This window comes from Burkholderia sp. Tr-20355 (genome assembly GCF_017104685.1).
Classification (GTDB): domain Bacteria; phylum Pseudomonadota; class Gammaproteobacteria; order Burkholderiales; family Burkholderiaceae; genus Burkholderia; species Burkholderia seminalis.
The window spans coordinates 57,973-76,243 of the sequence record NZ_JAAGPK010000014.1 but is presented as its reverse complement, the minus strand read 5'-3'; the positions used below and the strand labels follow the sequence as shown (position 1 = coordinate 76,243).

The 18,271-nt window shown below is 65.5% G+C and carries 11 protein-coding genes and 1 tRNA gene; 6 read left to right on the top strand and 6 right to left on the bottom strand.

Annotation, left to right across the window (positions count from 1 at the left end):
* Window positions 1-33: 33 nt before the first annotated feature.
* The gene (gene pbpG, locus G3N62_RS05895) at window positions 34-1,203 is read right to left on the bottom strand and encodes a D-alanyl-D-alanine endopeptidase (protein WP_034188947.1); all 1,170 of its coding nucleotides are present in this window, start codon (window positions 1,201-1,203) and stop codon (window positions 34-36) included.
* Between the two features lie 652 nt (window positions 1,204-1,855).
* Between pbpG and G3N62_RS05890 the strand changes: the two genes are divergently transcribed.
* Window positions 1,856-2,422: a phasin family protein gene (locus G3N62_RS05890; protein WP_034188948.1), complete on the top strand. Its 567-nt coding sequence runs from the start codon at window positions 1,856-1,858 to the stop codon at window positions 2,420-2,422.
* A gap of 205 nt (window positions 2,423-2,627) precedes the next feature.
* Here G3N62_RS05890 and lpdA read toward each other — a convergent pair whose 3' ends face one another.
* The 3 genes from lpdA to aceE all read right to left on the bottom strand — a co-directional run bounded on the left by lpdA (window position 2,628) and on the right by aceE (window position 8,755).
* Complete coding sequence (lpdA, locus tag G3N62_RS05885) at window positions 2,628-4,397, bottom strand: dihydrolipoyl dehydrogenase (RefSeq protein ID WP_124670794.1); 1,770 nt, start codon at window positions 4,395-4,397, stop codon at window positions 2,628-2,630.
* A gap of 283 nt (window positions 4,398-4,680) precedes the next feature.
* Window positions 4,681-5,991, bottom strand: a complete 1,311-nt coding sequence (aceF, locus tag G3N62_RS05880; protein WP_206141197.1) for a dihydrolipoyllysine-residue acetyltransferase — start codon at window positions 5,989-5,991, stop codon at window positions 4,681-4,683.
* A 67-nt stretch (window positions 5,992-6,058) separates the two neighbouring features.
* Window positions 6,059-8,755: a pyruvate dehydrogenase (acetyl-transferring), homodimeric type gene (gene aceE, locus G3N62_RS05875; RefSeq protein WP_034188951.1), complete on the bottom strand. Its 2,697-nt coding sequence runs from the start codon at window positions 8,753-8,755 to the stop codon at window positions 6,059-6,061.
* 273 nt (window positions 8,756-9,028) lie between these two features.
* Between aceE and fixL the strand changes: the two genes are divergently transcribed.
* The 4 genes from fixL to G3N62_RS05855 all read left to right on the top strand — a co-directional run bounded on the left by fixL (window position 9,029) and on the right by G3N62_RS05855 (window position 15,652).
* On the top strand, window positions 9,029-11,545 hold the full coding sequence (gene fixL / locus G3N62_RS05870; protein ID WP_034188952.1) for an oxygen sensor histidine kinase FixL: 2,517 nt from the start codon (window positions 9,029-9,031) through the stop codon (window positions 11,543-11,545).
* Window positions 11,542-12,180 (top strand): oxygen response regulator transcription factor FixJ, encoded by a 639-nt coding sequence (gene fixJ, locus G3N62_RS05865; protein ID WP_006493245.1) that lies wholly within the window; start codon window positions 11,542-11,544, stop codon window positions 12,178-12,180. Before fixL ends, fixJ begins: the two co-directional genes overlap by 4 nt.
* 242 nt (window positions 12,181-12,422) lie before the next feature.
* Window positions 12,423-13,283, top strand: coding sequence for a bifunctional methylenetetrahydrofolate dehydrogenase/methenyltetrahydrofolate cyclohydrolase FolD (gene folD / locus G3N62_RS05860; protein WP_034188953.1), 861 nt, complete (start codon window positions 12,423-12,425; stop codon window positions 13,281-13,283).
* Between the two features lie 281 nt (window positions 13,284-13,564).
* Window positions 13,565-15,652, top strand: a complete 2,088-nt coding sequence (locus tag G3N62_RS05855; RefSeq protein WP_124670796.1) for a M3 family metallopeptidase — start codon at window positions 13,565-13,567, stop codon at window positions 15,650-15,652.
* Between the two features lie 58 nt (window positions 15,653-15,710).
* Here the strand turns inward: G3N62_RS05855 and dinB are convergent, their stop codons facing one another.
* Window positions 15,711-16,874: a DNA polymerase IV gene (gene dinB, locus G3N62_RS05850; protein WP_034188955.1), complete on the bottom strand. Its 1,164-nt coding sequence runs from the start codon at window positions 16,872-16,874 to the stop codon at window positions 15,711-15,713.
* 137 nt (window positions 16,875-17,011) lie between these two features.
* Between dinB and G3N62_RS05845 the strand changes: the two genes are divergently transcribed.
* A complete protein-coding gene (locus tag G3N62_RS05845; protein ID WP_034188956.1) occupies window positions 17,012-17,704 on the top strand; it encodes an aspartate/glutamate racemase family protein in 693 nt (230 codons plus the stop codon).
* A 116-nt stretch (window positions 17,705-17,820) separates the two neighbouring features.
* Here the strand turns inward: G3N62_RS05845 and G3N62_RS05840 are convergent.
* Window positions 17,821-17,897: transfer RNA gene (locus G3N62_RS05840), tRNA-Met, on the bottom strand.
* Between the last annotated feature and the right edge of the window lie 374 nt (window positions 17,898-18,271).

Sequence of the window (18,271 nt, the reverse complement as noted above, 5' to 3'; positions counted from 1 at the left end):
TGCGGGGCTTTCTTGTTGCAGCCTGCGGCGCGATCAGGTTCCGCCGTTCGGCGTGTTGGCCGCCGTCAGGCGCTCGCCGCCGCCGGCGTCGAGCCAGTTGCGCAGGCGCGATGCGTCGGCGAAGCGCGAGTACTTGCCGAACGAGTCGAGCAGCACCATCACCATCGGCCGGCCATGGATCGTCGCCTGCATCACGAGGCATTCACCCGCTTCGTTGATGAAGCCCGTCTTCTGCAGGCCGATGTCCCACGAGCCGTTGCCGCGGATCAGCGCGTTCGTGCTGTTGTACGCGAGATTGCGCTTGCCCGTGAACACCTCGTAGCTGCGATCGGTCGAGAACTGGCGGATCATCGGATACTGATACGCGGCATTGACCATCTTCACGAGATCACGCGCACTCGACACGTTCGAGCTGGACAGGCCGGTCGAATTCTCGAAATGCGTATCGGCCATGCCGAGCGCCTTCGCCTTCGCGTTCATCGCGGCGATGAACGCCGGACGGCCGCCCGGGTAATAACGCGACAGCGCCGCGGCCGCGCGGTTTTCCGACGCCATCAGCGCGATGTGCAGCATGTCCTCGCGCGACAGCACCGAGCCGACCGACAGGCGCGAGCCCGTGCCCTTCTCGTAGTCGCGGTCTTCGTCGGTGACTTCGATCTGATCGGTCATCGGCGCCTTCGAGTCGAGCACGACCATCGCCGTCATCAGCTTCGAGATCGACGCGATCGGCACGACGGCGTGCGAATTCTTGTCGAACAGCGGCTCGCCGGAATTCTGGTCGACGACGTACGCGACGCTCGAACGCAGCGCGAGCGCGTCGGGCGTATCGTGCAGGCCGAACGCTTGACCGACCGTCGGCCGGCGCGGCTGGAACGCGACCTTGCGGACCGCGCCGCGATGGCCGCCATGCAGGTTGTTCGCCGCGAGCGTCACGCGCTTTCGCGACGCCTTCGCGCGCGGCGCATCGGCCGCGGCGACCTTGGCGGATTTGTCGGACGTCGCCTTCGCCGACTTCTTCTTCGCTGACGAAGCAGGAGCGACGGCTTTTTTCTTGGCGGCTTGTTGGGTCTTCGCAGTGGCGGCAAAGGCGTCAGCAGGCGCGACGGACGCGGTGGTCGCCAGCAAGGCGACTGCGACCGACACAGCCGTGCCGAGCGTCATGCTCTGCAACAATCTGCGCGGTGAAAACGATTCGGCTTTCATTGGGGTCTGGACAAAGCGGCGGGAGGTTTCCGCAAGTGTAGTTAAAGCTGAAAAAAAGAGCAATATTAGGCACTTACCGATCGTCGTTAAACCGGAATGTAAGGGTCGGCCAACCTCAGACCAATCGACCCTCCCGCCCCCATCGAAAAAACTCATGGGTGCACTGCCCGACAGCGCCCGTCTCCCGATTACCACTCGGTTAATTGAGATAACGTCACTTCGGAGGCGATTTAAAGCGGGGAAACTACGTATCCGGTGCTCGGCGTGCCAGGGGCGCCGGTCTCGACCGTGGCGGCGGCACGTCGCCACGGCACGCGCATCGAAACGGCGCGTTTTTCGACAGGAACAGAAGGATAACGTTCCATGGGCCTGTCAGGTTTACCTGTGCATGATCATGGTGCGCCGCGCTTTCCCCGCCGTCGTGCGCACCATCTGGGAACGCGCCTGAAACCGATTCCGGACGACCGCGATAACCCGTTGTTTTATCGATAATTTGTCGCGATTGTGCAACGCACAAAAAACACTTGACATCCGTTTTCTCTGCCCTAAAATAAGCCTCATTGCTGCGTTGCACAAAGCACGCGCATCCGAGATTCCCCGTCGTAGTGCCCTTTACCCTGCGATCGACGCGATCGCTTTTCAGGAGCTGGACATGTCCTTGCTGACCCCCGAGCAAATCGCCGCTGCACAGAAAGCCAACCTCGAGAGCCTGTTCGGTCTGACGACCAAGGCGTTCGAAGGCGTCGAAAAGCTGATCGAACTGAACCTGCAGGTCGTGAAGTCGACGCTGGCCGAAGGCCAGGAAAACGCACAACGCCTGCTGTCGGTGAAGGACGCGCAGGAACTGATCGCGCTGCAAGCCAGCCTGTCGCAGCCGGTCGCTGAAAAGGTGCTGTCGTACGGCCGTCACCTGTACGAAATCGCATCGTCGACGCAAGCCGAGTTCGCGAAGGTTGCCGAAGCGCAATTCGACGAGCAGAACAAGAAGGTCCAGGCACTCGTCGACAACGTCGCGAAGAACGCCCCGGCCGGTTCGGAAACGGCTGTCGCCGCGCTGAAGTCGGCACTGAACGCCGCGAACACCACGTACGAAACGGTTCAGAAGGCCACGAAGCAAGCCGTCGAAATCGCTGAAACGAACTTCAACGCTGCTGCTGCCGTCGCGACGAAGGCTGCTACCGCCGCCGCCGCACGCCGTTCGAGCAAGCCGGCCGCGTAAGCGCCCCCTGCTCCTGAAAGAGCCGCGCCCAGCGCGGCTTTTTCGTTTCTGGCGCCGGAACACGTGCGAACCGGCAAACGCAGGCCGGCTTCAAGCCGTCGTCCGGCCACCGCGCCGGCTGCGCACAAAAGAAAACGCCGCCGCCCGGATCGTCCGGGCGGCGGCGTTTTTCGTGGCCGGCGCATGGCCGGCCGTGCCGGTCGCGTTACTTCTTGCGTTGCGGCGGCAGGTCCGTACAGACGCCTTCGTACAGTTCGGCGGCCATGCCGACCGACTCGCCGAGCGTCGGGTGCGGATGGATCGTCTTGCCGATGTCTTCCGCGTCCGCGCCCATCTCGACGGCGAGGCACACTTCGCTGATCAGGTCGCCTGCGTTCAGGCCGACGATGCCGCCGCCGATCACGCGATGGGTTTCCTCGTCGAAGATCAGCTTCGTGAAGCCTTCGTCGCGGCCGTTCGCGATCGCGCGGCCCGAAGCGGCCCACGGGAACACGGCCTTGCCGTACTTGATGCCTTCGGCCTTGCACTGGTCTTCCGTCTTGCCGGCCCACGCCACTTCCGGATCGGTGTAGGCCACCGACGGGATCTGCAGCGCGTCGAAATACGCCTTCTCGCCGTGCGCGGCTTCCGCTGCGACGTGGCCTTCATGCACGGCCTTGTGCGCGAGCATCGGCTGGCCGACGATATCGCCGATCGCGAAGATGTGCGGGACGTTCGTGCGCATCTGCTTGTCGACGTCGATGAAGCCGCGATCCGTGACCGCGACGCCGGCCTTGTCGGCACCGATCTTCTTGCCGTTCGGGCTGCGGCCCACCGCGACGAGCACGAGGTCGTAGCGCTGCGCTTCCGCCGGCGCCTTCTCGCCCTCGAACTTCACGTAGATGCCGTCTTCCTTCGCTTCCGCGCCGACCGTCTTGGTCTTCAGCATCACGTTGCCGAAGCGCTTCGCGTTGTACTTTTCCCAGACCTTCACGAGATCGCGGTCCGCGCCCATCATCAGGCCGTCCATCATTTCGACGACGTCGATCTCGGCGCCGAGCGTCGAGTACACCGTGGCCATTTCGAGGCCGATGATGCCGCCGCCGATCACGAGCATGCGCTTGGGCAGCTGGCGCAGTTCGAGTGCGCCGGTCGAGTCGACGACACGCGGGTCTTCCGGCATGAACGGCAGCTTCACGGCTTGCGAGCCCGCGGCGATGATCGCCTGCTTGAACTTCACGACCTTCTTGCCGTTTTCGCCCTGCACTTCCATGTGGAACGGATCGACGAACGCACCGACGCCGGTGACCACTTCGACCTTGCGTGCCTTGGCCATGCCGGCGAGGCCCGTCGTCAGCTTCTTGACGACGCCGCCCTTGAAGTCGCGCAGCTTGTCGAGATCGACCTGCGGCTTGCCGAACGTGATGCCGTGCGACGCGAGCGCCGCGGCTTCCTCGACGACGAGCGACGTATGCAGCAGCGCTTTCGACGGGATGCAGCCCACGTTCAGGCACACGCCGCCGAGCGTCGAGTAGCGTTCGACGAGCACGGTCTTCATGCCGAGGTCGGCCGCGCGGAACGCGGCCGAGTAGCCGCCGGGGCCGGCGCCGAGCACGAGCATGTCGCACTCGATGTCGGCGGCGCCGGCATAGCTGCCGGCTTGCGGCGCGGGCGCCGGAGCGGCGGCAGCCGGTGCCGGTGCCGGCGCGGCTGCGGGCTTCGGCGCTTCAGGCGCTTTCGCGGGGGCGGCGGCACCGGCCGACGCTTCGACGATGGCGATGACGGTGCCTTGCGAGACTTTCTCGCCGGCCTTGACCTTGACTTCCTTGACGGTGCCGGCGACGTCGCTGGGCACTTCCATGGAGGCCTTGTCGGATTCGAGCGTGATGAGCGTTTGCTCTTTTTCGATCACGTCGCCGGGCTTCACGTTGACTTCGATGACATCGACGCCGCTGAAATCGCCGATATCCGGAACCTTGACTTCGATGAGACTCATGACTGTCCCCTTCTTGATTGGCTGCAGAGAGAGAGGGAGGGACTGGCGGAAAGACGGAACCTGACGACAAGCGGCCTGACAAGAGCACGCGACGTTGGGCAGGACCACCTTTGCCGTCCGCCCAAGGACGCGCCTTTCTTTTGGTTACTTTTCTTTGGAAGACAAAGAAAAGTGACCGCCGCCCCGCGCAGGGGCGACGCCGGCAGACCGTTGGCAAAACAGGTTCAACGACAAGCGCGTGGCGAACCGACAAGAACCACGCCCCCGCGAGCCCCTCATCTCATCAAAGAATGATGCGGCGGAAATCGGCCAGCAACGCACCGAGATACGCGTTGAACCGTGCGGCCTCCGCACCGTCGATGACACGGTGGTCATACGACAGCGACAGCGGCAGCATGAGACGCGGCACGAACTGCTTGCCGTCCCACACCGGCTTCATCTGCCCACGCGACAACCCGAGGATCGCCACTTCCGGCGCGTTGATGATCGGCGTGAAGTTCGTGCCGCCGATCCCGCCGAGCGACGAGATCGAGAAGCAGCCGCCCTGCATCTGGTCCGGCTTCAGCTTGCCTTCGCGCGCGGCCTTCGACAGGTCGCTCATTTCCTTCGCGATGTCGACGAGGCCCTTCTTGTCCGCATCGCGGATCACCGGCACGACGAGGCCGTTCGGCGTATCGGCCGCGAAACCGACGTGGAAGTACTGCTTGAACACGAGGTTGTCGCCGTCGAGGCTCGCGTTGAAGGTCGGGAATTTCTTCAGTGCGGCGACGACTGCCTTGATCACGAACGCGAGCATCGTGAACTTCACGCCCGCCTTTTCGTGTTCCTTGTTCAGCTGGACACGCAGCGCTTCGAGCTCGGTGATGTCCGCTTCGTCGTTGTTCGTGACGTGCGGGATCATCACCCAGTTGCGATGCAGGTTCGCGCCGGAAATCTTCTTGATGCGCGACAGCGGCTTCGCCTCGAACGGGCCGAACTTCGAGAAGTCGACCTTCGGCCACGGCAGCAGGTTCAGCTCGCCGCCGCCTGCCGGCGCAGTCGCTGCTGCACCCGGTGCCGCGCGCTGGCCCGTCATCACGCCCTTCACGAAACCGGTGACGTCGTCCTTCGTGATGCGGCCCTTCAGGCCCGAACCCTGCACGCGTGCGACGTCGACACCGAGTTCGCGCGCGAACTTGCGCACCGACGGCGATGCATGGCTCGCGCGGTACTCGCCCGACGGCGCGGCGGCCGGTGCGGCGGCAGCCGGTGCCGGCGCTGCCTTCGCGGGTGCCGGTGCGGCGGCGGCTGCCGGAGCCGGCGCGGCCGCAGCCGGCGCCGGTGTGCTCGCCTGCGCAGCGGGAGAGGACGCGCCTGCGGCTTCGAGCAGCACGATCAGCGTGCCTTCCGATACCGAATCGCCCACCTTGACCTTGATTTCCTTCACGACGCCGCCCACCGGGCTCGGCACGTCCATCGTCGCCTTGTCGGACTCGAGCGTGACGAGCGACTGCTCGGGCTCGACCGTATCGCCGACCTTCACGCCGATCTCGATCACCGGCACGTCCTTGTAATCGCCGATATCCGGCACCTTCACTTCGATCGCTTGACTCATCTGTTTCTGTCTCCATGGCCGCGCGCGCTCCTCGCGGGAGCGACGCGGGCATTACACGGCGTGTGCGTTAAACGGTCATCGGGTTGGGCTTGGACGGATCGAGGTTGTACTTGGCAATCGCGTCCGCGACCACCTTGCGCTCGATCGTGCCTTCGTCGGCCAGCGCGTTGAGCGCGGCGACGGTGACCCAGTGACGGTCGACTTCGAAGAAGTGACGCAGCTTCTCGCGGGTATCCGAGCGGCCGAAGCCGTCCGTGCCCAGCACGACGAAGCGGCGATCGATCTGGCCGCGGATCTGGTCGACCAGCGCACGGACGTAGTCGGTCGATGCGATGACCGGGCCCTGCGTGTCCTTCAGGCACTTCTGCACGTGCGACAGGCGACGCTCTTCGGTCGGATGGAGCAGGTTCCAGCGTTCGACCTGGTGGCCTTCGCGCGCGAGCTCGGTGAAGCTCGGCACGCTCCACAGGTCGGCGGCGACGCCCCAGTCGTTCTTCAGCAGGTCGGCGGCGGCGATCACTTCGTTGAAGATCGTGCCCGCGCCGAGCAGCTGGACGCGCGGCGCCTTCTTGTCGGCGTCGGCCTTCCTGAACGCGTACATGCCCTTGATGATGTCGGCCGCCACGTGGTCGCCCTGCGGAATCGCCGGGTGCTCGTAGTTCTCGTTCATCACCGTGATGTAGTAGTACACGTCTTCCTGGTCCTGCACCATGCGGCGCAGGCCGTCCTGGACGATCACGGCGAGTTCATAGCCGAACGTCGGGTCGTAGCTCACGCAGTTCGGCACCGATGCCGCCCACAGGAGCGAGTGGCCGTCTTCGTGCTGCAGGCCTTCGCCGTTCAGCGTCGTGCGGCCCGCCGTGCCGCCGAGCAGGAAGCCGCGCGAACGCATGTCGCCCGCGGCCCATGCGAGGTCGCCGATCCGCTGAAAGCCGAACATCGAATAGAAGATGTAGAACGGCACCATGATCTCGCCGTGCGTCGAGTACGACGTCGCCGCCGCGATCCAGTCGCACATGCCGCCCGCTTCGTTGATGCCTTCCTGCAGGATCTGGCCGGTTTCCGATTCCTTGTAGAACATCAGCTGGTCGGAATCTTCCGGCACGTACTTCTGGCCTTCCTGGTTCCAGATGCCGATCTGGCGGAACAGGCCTTCCATGCCGAACGTACGCGATTCGTCCGGGACGATCGGCACCACGCGCTTGCCCAGCGCCTTGTCCTTCAGCAGGATGTTCAGGATCCGCACGAACGCCATCGTCGTCGAGATCTCGCGGCCTTCGCCCGTGCCCTTCAGCAGCGGCTCGAACGCGTCGAGCGCCGGCACCGGCAGCGACGTCGCCTTCTCGCGGCGATGCGGCAGGTAGCCGCCGAGGTCCATGCGCTTCTGGCGCATGTATTCGAGTTCCTTCGAACCTTCCTCAAACTTGAGGTACGGCACGTCGGCGATCTGCTCGTCGGTGATCGGCAGACGGAACTGGTCACGGAACTTCTTCAGTTGCTCGACCGGCAGCTTCTTCTGCTGGTGCGTGATGTTCATCGCCTGGCCCGACTCGCCCATCCCGTAGCCCTTGATGGTCTTCGCGAGGATGACGGTCGGCGCGCCCTTCGTGTTCGACGCTTCGTGGAACGCCGCGTAGATCTTGTGCGGATCGTGGCCGCCGCGGTTCAGCGCCCAGATGTCGTCGTCCGACCAGTCGGCGACGAGCGCCTTCAGTTCAGGCGTGTTGAAGAAGTGCTCGCGAACGAACGCGCCCGACTCCGACTTGTACGTCTGGTATTCGCCGTCGACGACTTCCATCATGCGGCGCATCAGCGCGCCCGACTTGTCGCGCGCGAACAGCGCATCCCAGCGGCTGCCCCAGATGACCTTGATCACGTTCCAGCCGGCGCCGCGGAATTCCGATTCGAGTTCCTGGATGATCTTGCCGTTGCCGCGCACCGGGCCGTCGAGACGCTGCAGGTTGCAGTTGATCACGAACACGAGGTTGTCGAGCTTCTCGCGGCTCGCCATCCCGATCGCGCCGAGCGATTCCGGTTCGTCCGTCTCGCCGTCGCCGAGGAACGCCCACACCTTGCGGCCTTCCGTCTTCGCGATGCCGCGCGCCTGCAGGTACTTCATGAAGCGCGCCTGGTAGATCGCCATGATCGGGCCGAGACCCATCGACACGGTCGGGAATTGCCAGAAGTCCGGCATCAGCCACGGGTGCGGGTACGACGAGATGCCCTGGCCGTCGACTTCCTGGCGGAAGTTGTCGAGCTGCTCTTCCTTCAGGCGGCCGAGCAGGAACGCGCGCGAGTACACGCCCGGCGACGAGTGACCCTGCACGAACACGAGATCGCCGCCGTGCTGGTCGGACGCCGCGTGCCAGAAGTGGTTGTAGCCGACGTCGTAGAGCGTCGCGGCCGATGCGAACGAGGCGATGTGGCCGCCGACGTTCGTGTCCTTGCCGGCACGCAGCACCATCGCCAGCGCGTTCCAGCGCGTGTACGAACGGATGCGGTGCTCGATGTCCTGGTCGCCCGGGATCTTCGCCTGGGCTTCGACCGGGATCGTGTTGATGTACGGGGTGTTGGCGGAGAACGGCAGGTGCTCGCCGTGCATGCGGGCGAACTCGATCTGTTTTTCGATCAGGTAATGCGCGCGGCCGGTGCCCACGGAGGAGATCACGCCATCGAGCGACTCCAGCCACTCGATGGTTTCTTGCGGGTCGTCGTCACGATCGGCGGCGACATATTTCATCACTTCGTTCGGTACAGCGGACATTCTCGTCTCCTGGGTCCTGGAATGTGAGGATCGCTCTCATGCAGACGACGCGACGCGGCCGGCTGCGGGCAAGCTCCAGCGGATTGTAATGAGCGTGCGCAGGCCTGCGCAACAAAATTTTCGAATTGTGAGATCTTTTCTCGCAATGCGAAATATTGCTGCGCCGCACCCATACTTCGGGGCGCGGCGGCACGCCACGGCGGAACAAATCCGTTTCCGTTCAACATATCCGGTACCGGTTTTCCATGTATTGCGCTGCGCTACAATCCTGCCATGTTGACCGATCGGCTTTTCGCACGCTCGGCGCGACCGTCGGGCCCGCCGGCGGAGTCGCAGCCGTCCCGTTGGCACCACGGACCGTGGTGGTCCAATTCCTATTTGCTGACGCCGCTGCTGTCGATCCTGGTATTTCTCGTGGTGATGAGCCTCATCCTGTGGAGCCTCAATCGCCGCGAACAGCAGCAGCAGGAAGACACCCTGTTCCGTAACGTCGCCTGGGCGCAGCAACAGATCCGCCTGTCGATGACGGGCGCGCAAGAACAGCTGCAGGCGCTGTCGCGCGATCTCGCGTCGGGCCGCCTCGACCAGAACGCATTCCAGATGGCCGTCGCGGACGTGATGCAGACGCATCCGGAAATCCTCTACCTGAACTGGTACACCGCGCCCGGCGTGCAGCGCTGGCCGACCGTGCATCCGCCGCTGCTCGGCCAGCGGCTCGCGAAGCCGGGCGACGCGCAGATGCAGGACGCCGTGCGCGGCGCGTACGACGAAGCGCGCAGCACGCGCCGCCAGGCCTATTCGCCGCTGATCTACGACGACTTCGGCAACGGCTTCATCACGCTGCAGACGCCCGTGATGCGCGGCGACCGCGAATATCTCGGCTCGATCGCCGCGGTGTTCTCGGTCGAGGGCATCCTGAAGCACGACATCCCGCAGGAACTGTCGTCAAAGTACAAGATCTCGATCACCGACGCGAACAACCGCGAGCTGTCGTCCACGTCGACGCGCCCGCGCCTGCCGCGCGACTCGCACTACGACCTGCCGCTCGATCCGCCCGGCCAAGGGCTGACGGTGCGCGTGTACGCATTCCCGCAGCTCACGAACCTGACCAACAACACGCTCGTGTGGCTCGTCGCCGGCCTGTCGTGCTTCGTGCTGTGGAGCCTCTGGAGTCTGTGGAAGCACACGCGCCAGCGCTTCGAGGCGCAGCAGGCGCTGTACGCGGAAGCGTTCTTCCGCCGCGCGATGGAAAACTCGGTGCTGATCGGCATGCGCGTGCTCGACATGCACGGCCGCATCACGCACGTGAACCCCGCGTTCTGCCGGATGACGGGTTGGGACGAAACCGACCTCGTCGGCAAGGTCGCGCCGTTCCCGTACTGGCCGCGCGACGCCTACCCGGAAATGCAGCGCCAGCTCGACATGACGCTGCGCGGCAAGGCGCCGAGCTCGGGCTTCGAGCTGCGCGTGCGGCGCAAGAACGGCACGCTGTTCCATGCGCGCCTGTACGTGTCGCCGCTGATCGACAGCTCGGGCCGCCAGACCGGCTGGATGTCGTCGATGACCGACATCACCGAACCGAAGCGCGCGCGCGAGGAACTCGCGGCCGCGCACGAACGCTTCACGACGGTGCTCGAAAGCCTCGACGCCGCGGTGTCGGTGCTCGCCGCCGACGAAGCCGAGCTGCTGTTCGCGAACCGCTACTACCGCCACCTGTTCGGCATCCGCCCGGACGGCCATCTGGAACTGTCGGGCGGCGGCTTCGACCGCGCGCAGGCATCGTCCGACTCGATCGACATGGTCGACGCGTTCGCGGGCCTGCCGGCCGCCGCGCTGACGAGCAGCACCGCCGATGCGCAGGAGGTGTACGTCGAAAGCATCCAGAAATGGTTCGAGGTGCGCCGCCAGTACATCCAGTGGGTCGACGGCCACCTCGCGCAGATGCAGATCGCGACCGACATCACGACCCGCAAGAAGGCGCAGGAACTCGCGCACCAGCAGGAAGAAAAGCTGCAGTTCACGAGCCGATTGATGACGATGGGTGAAATGGCGTCGTCGATTGCTCACGAATTGAACCAGCCGCTCGCCGCGATCAACAACTACTGCTCGGGCACGCTCGCGCTCGTCAAGAGCGGCCGCGGCACGCCCGAGACGCTGCAGCCCGCGCTGGAAAAGACCGCGCAGCAGGCGCTGCGCGCCGGGATGATCGTCAAGCGGATCCGCGAATTCGTGAAGCGCAGCGAGCCGAAACGCCAGCCGGCCCGGGTCGCGGACATCGTCGCCGACGCGGTCGGGCTCGCCGAAATCGAGGCCAGGAAGCGCAGGATCCGGATCGTCACGGAAATCCTCGCAAGAATGCCTATTATTTATGTCGACCCCGTGCTGATCGAGCAGGTGTTGATGAACCTGATGAAGAACGCGGCCGAGGCGATGGCCGACGTGAAGCCGGCCTCGGCGGACGGCGTGATCCGCGTCGTCGCCGACATCGACGCGGGTTTCGTCGACATCCGCGTGATCGACCAGGGTCCGGGCGTCGACGAAGCGACCGCCGAGCGCCTGTTCGAACCGTTTTACAGCACCAAGTCCGATGGCATGGGCATGGGGCTGAACATCTGCCGTTCGATCATCGAATCGCATCGGGGGCGTCTGTGGGTGGTCAACAACGTCGAGCCGGATGGCCGCATTTCCGGCGCGACGTTCCACTGCAGCCTGCCCATTGGGGAACCCGCTGATCTCGGCCAAGGGGGGCGCGAGGCATCGGCATCACATACCGTTACGGGAGAACTATGAATAGCCCTGTCACCACCACTCAGGAAACCGTCTTTGTCGTCGACGACGACGAGGCCGTACGGGACTCGCTGCGCTGGCTGCTGGAGGCGAACGGCTATCGCGTGCAATGCTTCTCGAGCGCCGAGCAGTTCCTCGATGCCTACCAGCCGGCGCAGCAGGCCGGCCAGATCGCGTGCCTGATCCTCGACGTGCGGATGTCGGGCATGAGCGGCCTCGAGCTGCAGGAGCGCCTGATCGCCGACAACGCCGCGCTGCCGATCATCTTCGTCACGGGGCACGGCGACGTGCCGATGGCCGTGTCGACGATGAAAAAGGGTGCGATGGACTTTATCGAGAAACCGTTCGACGAAGCCGAGCTGCGCAAGCTCGTCGAGCGGATGCTCGACAAGGCCCGAAGCGAAAGCAAGAGCGTCCAGGAACAGCGTGCCGCGAGCGAGCGCCTGTCGAAGCTGACCGCGCGCGAGCAGCAGGTGCTCGAACGCATCATCGCGGGCCGCCTGAACAAGCAGATCGCCGACGATCTCGGCATCAGCATCAAGACGGTCGAAGCGCACCGCGCGAACATCATGGAAAAGCTCAACGTCAACACGGTGGCCGACCTGCTGCGCCTCGCGCTGTCGAAGAAGCAGGCCTGAGCGTCTTCAGCGGCCGCGGCGGCGCTGCCCGCCCGGCCCGCCACCGGCGCTTGCCGCCTCGCGCGATGCGGCCCACTCGCGCGGCGGCGGCCTTTCCTCCCGGCGCACGCGCGCCGCGACCATGACGCTTCCCGTTGATTCGCTGTCGGACGGCAGCAAGCGAACGGTATAATTGCGTGCTTTGCTGCGGCACTTCCGGCGCCGTACGCCCGCATTCCAACTTCCCGGCAGGACCCACCACCATGACAGCCCTCCTCATCGACGGCAACGCCCTTTCGAAGACCTTGCGCGCCCAGGCCGCCGAACGCGCCGCCGCCCTGACCGCTCGCGGCCACCAGCCCGGTCTCGCGGTGATCCTCGTCGGCGAAAACCCGGCGAGCGAAGTCTACGTGCGCAACAAGATCAAGGCGTGCGAGGACAATGGTTTCTTCTCGCTGAAGGATGCCTACCCGGCCACGCTGTCGGAAGCCGACCTGCTCGCGCGCATCGACGAGCTGAACCGCGACCCGAAGATCCACGGCATCCTCGTGCAGCTGCCGCTGCCCGCGCATATCGACAGCCACAAGGTGATCGAGGCGATCGCGCCGGAGAAGGATGTCGACGGCTTTCACGTCGCGAACGCCGGCGCGCTGATGACCGGCAAGCCGCTGTTCCGCCCGTGCACGCCGTACGGCGTGATGAAGATGTTCGAGGCGCACGGCATCGCGCTGCAGGGCGCGAATGCGGTCGTGATCGGCCGTTCGAATATCGTCGGCAAGCCGATGGCGATGATGCTGCTCGACGCCGGCGCGACCGTGACGATCTGCCACAGCAAGACGCGCGACCTCGCCGCGCACACGCGGCAGGCCGACATCGTGGTCGCCGCGGTCGGCAAGCGCAACATCCTGACCGCCGACATGGTGAAGCCGGGCGCGACGGTGATCGACGTCGGCATGAACCGCGACGATGCGGGCAAGCTGTGCGGCGACGTCGATTTCGCGGGCGTGAAGGAAGTGGCCGGCTACATCACGCCGGTGCCGGGCGGCGTTGGCCCGATGACCATCACGATGCTGCTGGTCAACACGATCGAATCCGCCGAACGCGCCGCTGCCGCCGCGGCCTGACGCATCCCCGTTCAGCCGGCGCGCCTGCGTGCGCCGGCGTCTCGCCGGCCGCGTCGATGCGGCCGCACCGCGTCCGGCCGCAAGCCGCCGGACGCCCGTCCCCGGATGCCCGCTGTCGGATGCGCGCGGCCACGCATCCGACCCTGCGTCAATCGCGCCATTAGAAACTAACGATTGGAAAGCGCACGATGCGCCCCAATAATGTCGGTATCGGGCGCCGTCGCGCCCAGCCGCCGTTACCCTTTTCATCCCGGTTCATCCGGCAACAGACAGGGAGTCTTATGTCCGCCAGCGCCAACACCAATCCGCTCCTCGACTTCTCCGGCCTGCCCCGTTTCGGCGAAATCCGCCCGGAACACGTGACGCCCGCACTCGATACGCTGCTCGACGCCGCCAGCCGCGCGGTCGAAACCGCGAGCGCGCAGGAGACGCCGTCGACTTGGGCCGCCGTCGTCGAGACGGTCGAGCAGGCCACGGAGCCGCTCGGCCGCGCATGGGGCATCGTCGGCCATCTGAACGCGGTCGCCGACACGCCGGAGCTGCGCGCCGCCTACGGCGAAAACCTGCCGCGCGTGACCGAGTTCTGGTCGAGCGTCGGCCAGAATCTCGCGCTGTACGAGAAGTACAAGGCAATTGCCGCGAGCGCCGAATACGCGACGCTGTCCACCGAACGCAAGAAGATCCTCGATAACGCGCTGCGCGATTTCCGCCTGTCGGGCGCCGAGCTGCCGGAGGACCAGAAGCCGCGCTTCGCGGAACTGCAGGAGCAGCAGGCCGCGCTGTCGAAGGCCTTCTCCGACCACGTGCTCGACGCGACCAACGCGTACGCGTATGTCGTCGAGGACGAAGCCGAACTGGCCGGCTTGCCCGGCGATGCGATCGAGGCCGCCCGCGAAGCCGCGCAGAAGGACGGCAAGGCAGGCTGGAAATTCACGCTGCACTTCCCGTCGTACTTCCCGGTGCTGCAGTACGCCGAGAACCGCGCGCTGCGCGAGACGCTCTACCGCGCCTATGCGACGCGCGCGTCGGAACTCGGGCCGCAGTACGGCGGCGGCAAGGCCGAATGGGACAACACGGCGATCGTCGCCGACGAGCTGAAGCTGCGCCGCGAAGAGGCGCAGATGCTCGGCTACCGCAATTTCGCCGAAGTGTCGCTCGCGCCGAAGATGGCCGAATCGCCGCAACAGGTCATCGCCTTCCTCGAGGATCTCGCGACGCGCGCGCGTCCGCACGCGGACAAGGACTGGGACGAGCTGCGCACGTTCGCCGCGAAGGAACTCGGCCTCGCCGAACTCGCACCGTGGGACGTCGCGTACGCGGCCGAGAAGCTGCGCCAGCAGCGCTACGCGTTCTCGGAAAACGAGGTCAAGCAGTACTTCCCGGAACCGGCCGCGCTCAAGGGCCTGTTCACCGTCACCGAAACGCTGTTCGGCGTGCGGATCAAGCCGGATGAAGCGCCGGTGTGGCACAAGGACGTGCGCTTCTTCCGCGTCGAGAACCGCGACGGCTCGCTCGTCGCGCAGTTCTATCTCGACCTGTACGCGCGCGAAGGCAAGCGCGGCGGCGCATGGATGGACGACGCGCGTTCGCGTGCGAAGCGCGGCAGCGACGTGCAGACGCCGGTCGCGTATCTCACCTGCAACTTCTCGGCGCCGATCGGCGGCAAGCCCGCGTGCTTCACGCACGACGAAGTCATCACGCTGTTCCACGAGTTCGGCCACGGGCTGCACCACATGCTCACGCGCGTCGACGAACTCGGCGTGTCGGGCATCAACGGCGTCGAATGGGATGCGGTCGAGCTGCCGTCGCAGTTCATGGAAAACTTCTGCTGGGAATGGGACGTGCTGTCGTCGATGTCGTCGCACGTCGATACGGGCGCCTCGCTGCCGCGCGAGCTGTTCGACAAGATGATCGCCGCGAAGAATTTCCAGAGCGGGCTCGGCACGCTGCGCCAGATCGTGTTCTCGATGTTCGACATGCTGCTGCACGTCGACTTCGACCCGGCCGGCGCCACTGGCGTGACCGCGTTCGCGCGCGAGATCAACGAGCGCTACCACGTGATCCCGCAGGCGGCCTTCTCGCGCTGGCCGAACACGTTCAGCCACATCTTCGCGGGCGGCTACGCGGCCGGCTATTACAGCTACAAGTGGGCCGAGGTGCTGTCGGCCGACGCGTACGCGGCGTTCGAGGAAGCGGCCGCCCAGAGCGGCAGCGTGCTCGACGCGGCCACCGGCACGCGCTATCGCCGCGAGATCCTCGAGGTCGGCGGCAGCCGCCCGGCGATGGATTCGTTCAAGGCGTTCCGCGGCCGCGAGCCGGAAATCGATGCGCTGCTGCGCCACAACGGGATGGCCGCGCCCGCGCACTGAGCGCGCCGCCCGACCCTTCCGGCTGCATCGACAGGCACCGCCACGGCGGTGCCTTTTTTCATGGCGCGGGCGCTTCGTCGTCGAACAGCGAGAACTGCCCGTGACGCTCGGCCGTGTCCTCGTCGATGCGCACGCCGACGCCGAGCAGCCGTACGGCCTGCGCGCGCCGCTGCAGCCCCTTCGCGAGCAGCGTGACGGCCGTCTCCGCATGCGTCGCGTCGGCCACGCATTCGACCGTCGTGCGCTGGAAATCGGCGAAGCGGATCTTCACGTACAGCTTGCGGATCGACCGCGCGGCGCCGGCGCGCGCGATCCGCGCGTCGAGCTGCACGACGAGGCGGCGAATCTCGTCCGCGCATTGCTCGAGCGTCGTCAGGTCGGTCACGTAGGTCGTCTCGACGCTGACCGACTTGCGCTCCTGGTCGGCCTGCACGGGCCGCTCGTCGATGCCGCGCGACAGTTCGTACAGCCGCCGCCCGAATGCGCCGAACTCGCGATGCAGGTCGATCAGCGGCCAGTCGCGCAACTGCGCGCAGGTCTGGATGCCGAGCCGGTCGAGCCGCGTGGCCGTCACCTTGCCGACGCCGTGCAGCTTGCGCACCGGCAGCGCCGCGACGAACGCGTCGATCTCGTGCGGCCGCACGACGAACAGGCCGTCCGGCTTGTTCCAGTCCGACGCGATCTTCGCGATGAACTTGTTCGGCGCGACGCCGGCCGACACGGTCACGCCGACCGTGTCGAACACGCGCTGGCGGATCTCGCGCGCGATCAGCGTCGCACTGCCCTGGCACCGCTCGGACCCGCTGACGTCGAGGTACGCCTCGTCGAGCGACAGCGGCTCGACGTCGGGCGTGTAGTCGCGATAGATCGCCATGATCTGCCGCGACGCCGCGCGGTATTTGTCCATCGCGGACGGCAGGATCAGCAGGTCCGGGCACTTGCGCATCGCGAGCGCCGACGACATCGCCGAATGCACGCCATAGCGCCGCGCCTCGTAGTTGCAGGTCGCGATCACGCCGCGCTGGTCGGGCCGGCCGCCGACCGCGAGCGGCCGGTTGCGCAGCGACGGATCGTCGCGCATCTCGACCGACGCGTAGAAACAGTCGCAGTCGCAGTGAATGATCTTGCGCATGCGCGGCAGCGCGTCGCCCGGTGGCGGCACGTGCGGATCGGCAGGCGGGATGGTGGTCGGGTTCACGGTGCCGATACTGTACAAAAACACAGTGCCGGTTTCAACTGTCGCGTGCGGCCGCGCCCGGCTGCGCCGTACCGGCCCGCTTTGCGCGGATCGTACCGGCCGCGCGCCGGCAGCGACGCCTATACTCGTCTGCCGCGACACACCAAACGAGAAGGTGACGGATGAAGACGATCGGATTGATCGGCGGCATGAGCTGGGAATCGTCGGCCGAGTACTACCGGATGATCAACCGCCATTCGAAGGCGCTGCATGGCGGCCACCACAACGCGAAGAGCGTGCTGGTCACGGTCGACTTCGCGGAAATCGAAGCGCTGCAGCGCACGCACGACTGGGCGGCGCTCGGCGAACGGATGGCCGACGCGGCGCGCCAGCTCGAAGCGGCCGGCGCCGATCTCGTCGTGCTGACGACCAATACGATGCATCGCGTGCACGACGCAATCGAAGCCGCGGTGAAGCTGCCGTTCCTGCACATTGCCGATCCGACCGGCAGCGCGCTGCGCGACGCGGGCGTCGAGCGCGTCGCGCTGCTCGGCACGCGCTACACGATGGAGTTGCCGTTCTATGCGGAGCGGCTGCGCGACAAATTCGGGATGGACGTGCTCGTGCCGGACGAACGCGGGCGCGACGACGTGCACCGGATCATCTACGACGAGCTGTGCCACGGCATCGTCGCGGCGGAATCGCGCGCGACCTACGTGTCGATCATCGAGGCACTGGCGCGGCGCGGCGCGCAGGCCGTGATTCTCGGCTGCACGGAAATCACGCTGCTGATCGGCGCGGACGATTCGCCGCTGCCGGTGTTCGACACGACCGCGCTGCATGCGAAGGCGGCCGTGGAGTGGGCGGCGCGGTAACCACGACAATCGCGCCGACGATATCGCGCGCGGAAAACAAAAAACCCGGCACGGGGCCGGGTTCCTGTCGACGAAGCGCGCATCGGTCACTTGCGCTGCACATCGTCTGGTGTGCTTGGTTGCGGGGGTAGGATTTGAACCTACGACCTTCGGGTTATGAGCCCGACGAGCTGCCAGACTGCTCCACCCCGCGTCAGAGAAATAAATTATAGGGTGATGAAGTACTCACGTCAACACTTTTGTCACAAATTCTTCTCTCGTCTTCCAGACGGCGTGGCCCGCGCCCTGCTCCGCGTCGCGTTTCGCGCGCGTTCGCCCCGCATGCTCGCGGTAAGATGGCGGCCTTCGCATTCACGCCGCACACATACTCCCGTTCATGAAAATCGCCACCTGCTATTTTCATTTACGTCTAAGCCTGTCTAAAAACGACCACCTCATCGCCCGAAACCCTAAGCCAATCAAGGGTTTTAGCCCAATGGCGTCTAACAAAATCCAAGACTGACTAAGTAAATTCGGGTAGCTAGACGGGTAGCTAATACGGCGGCAATATCGCCTGACTACCCACGA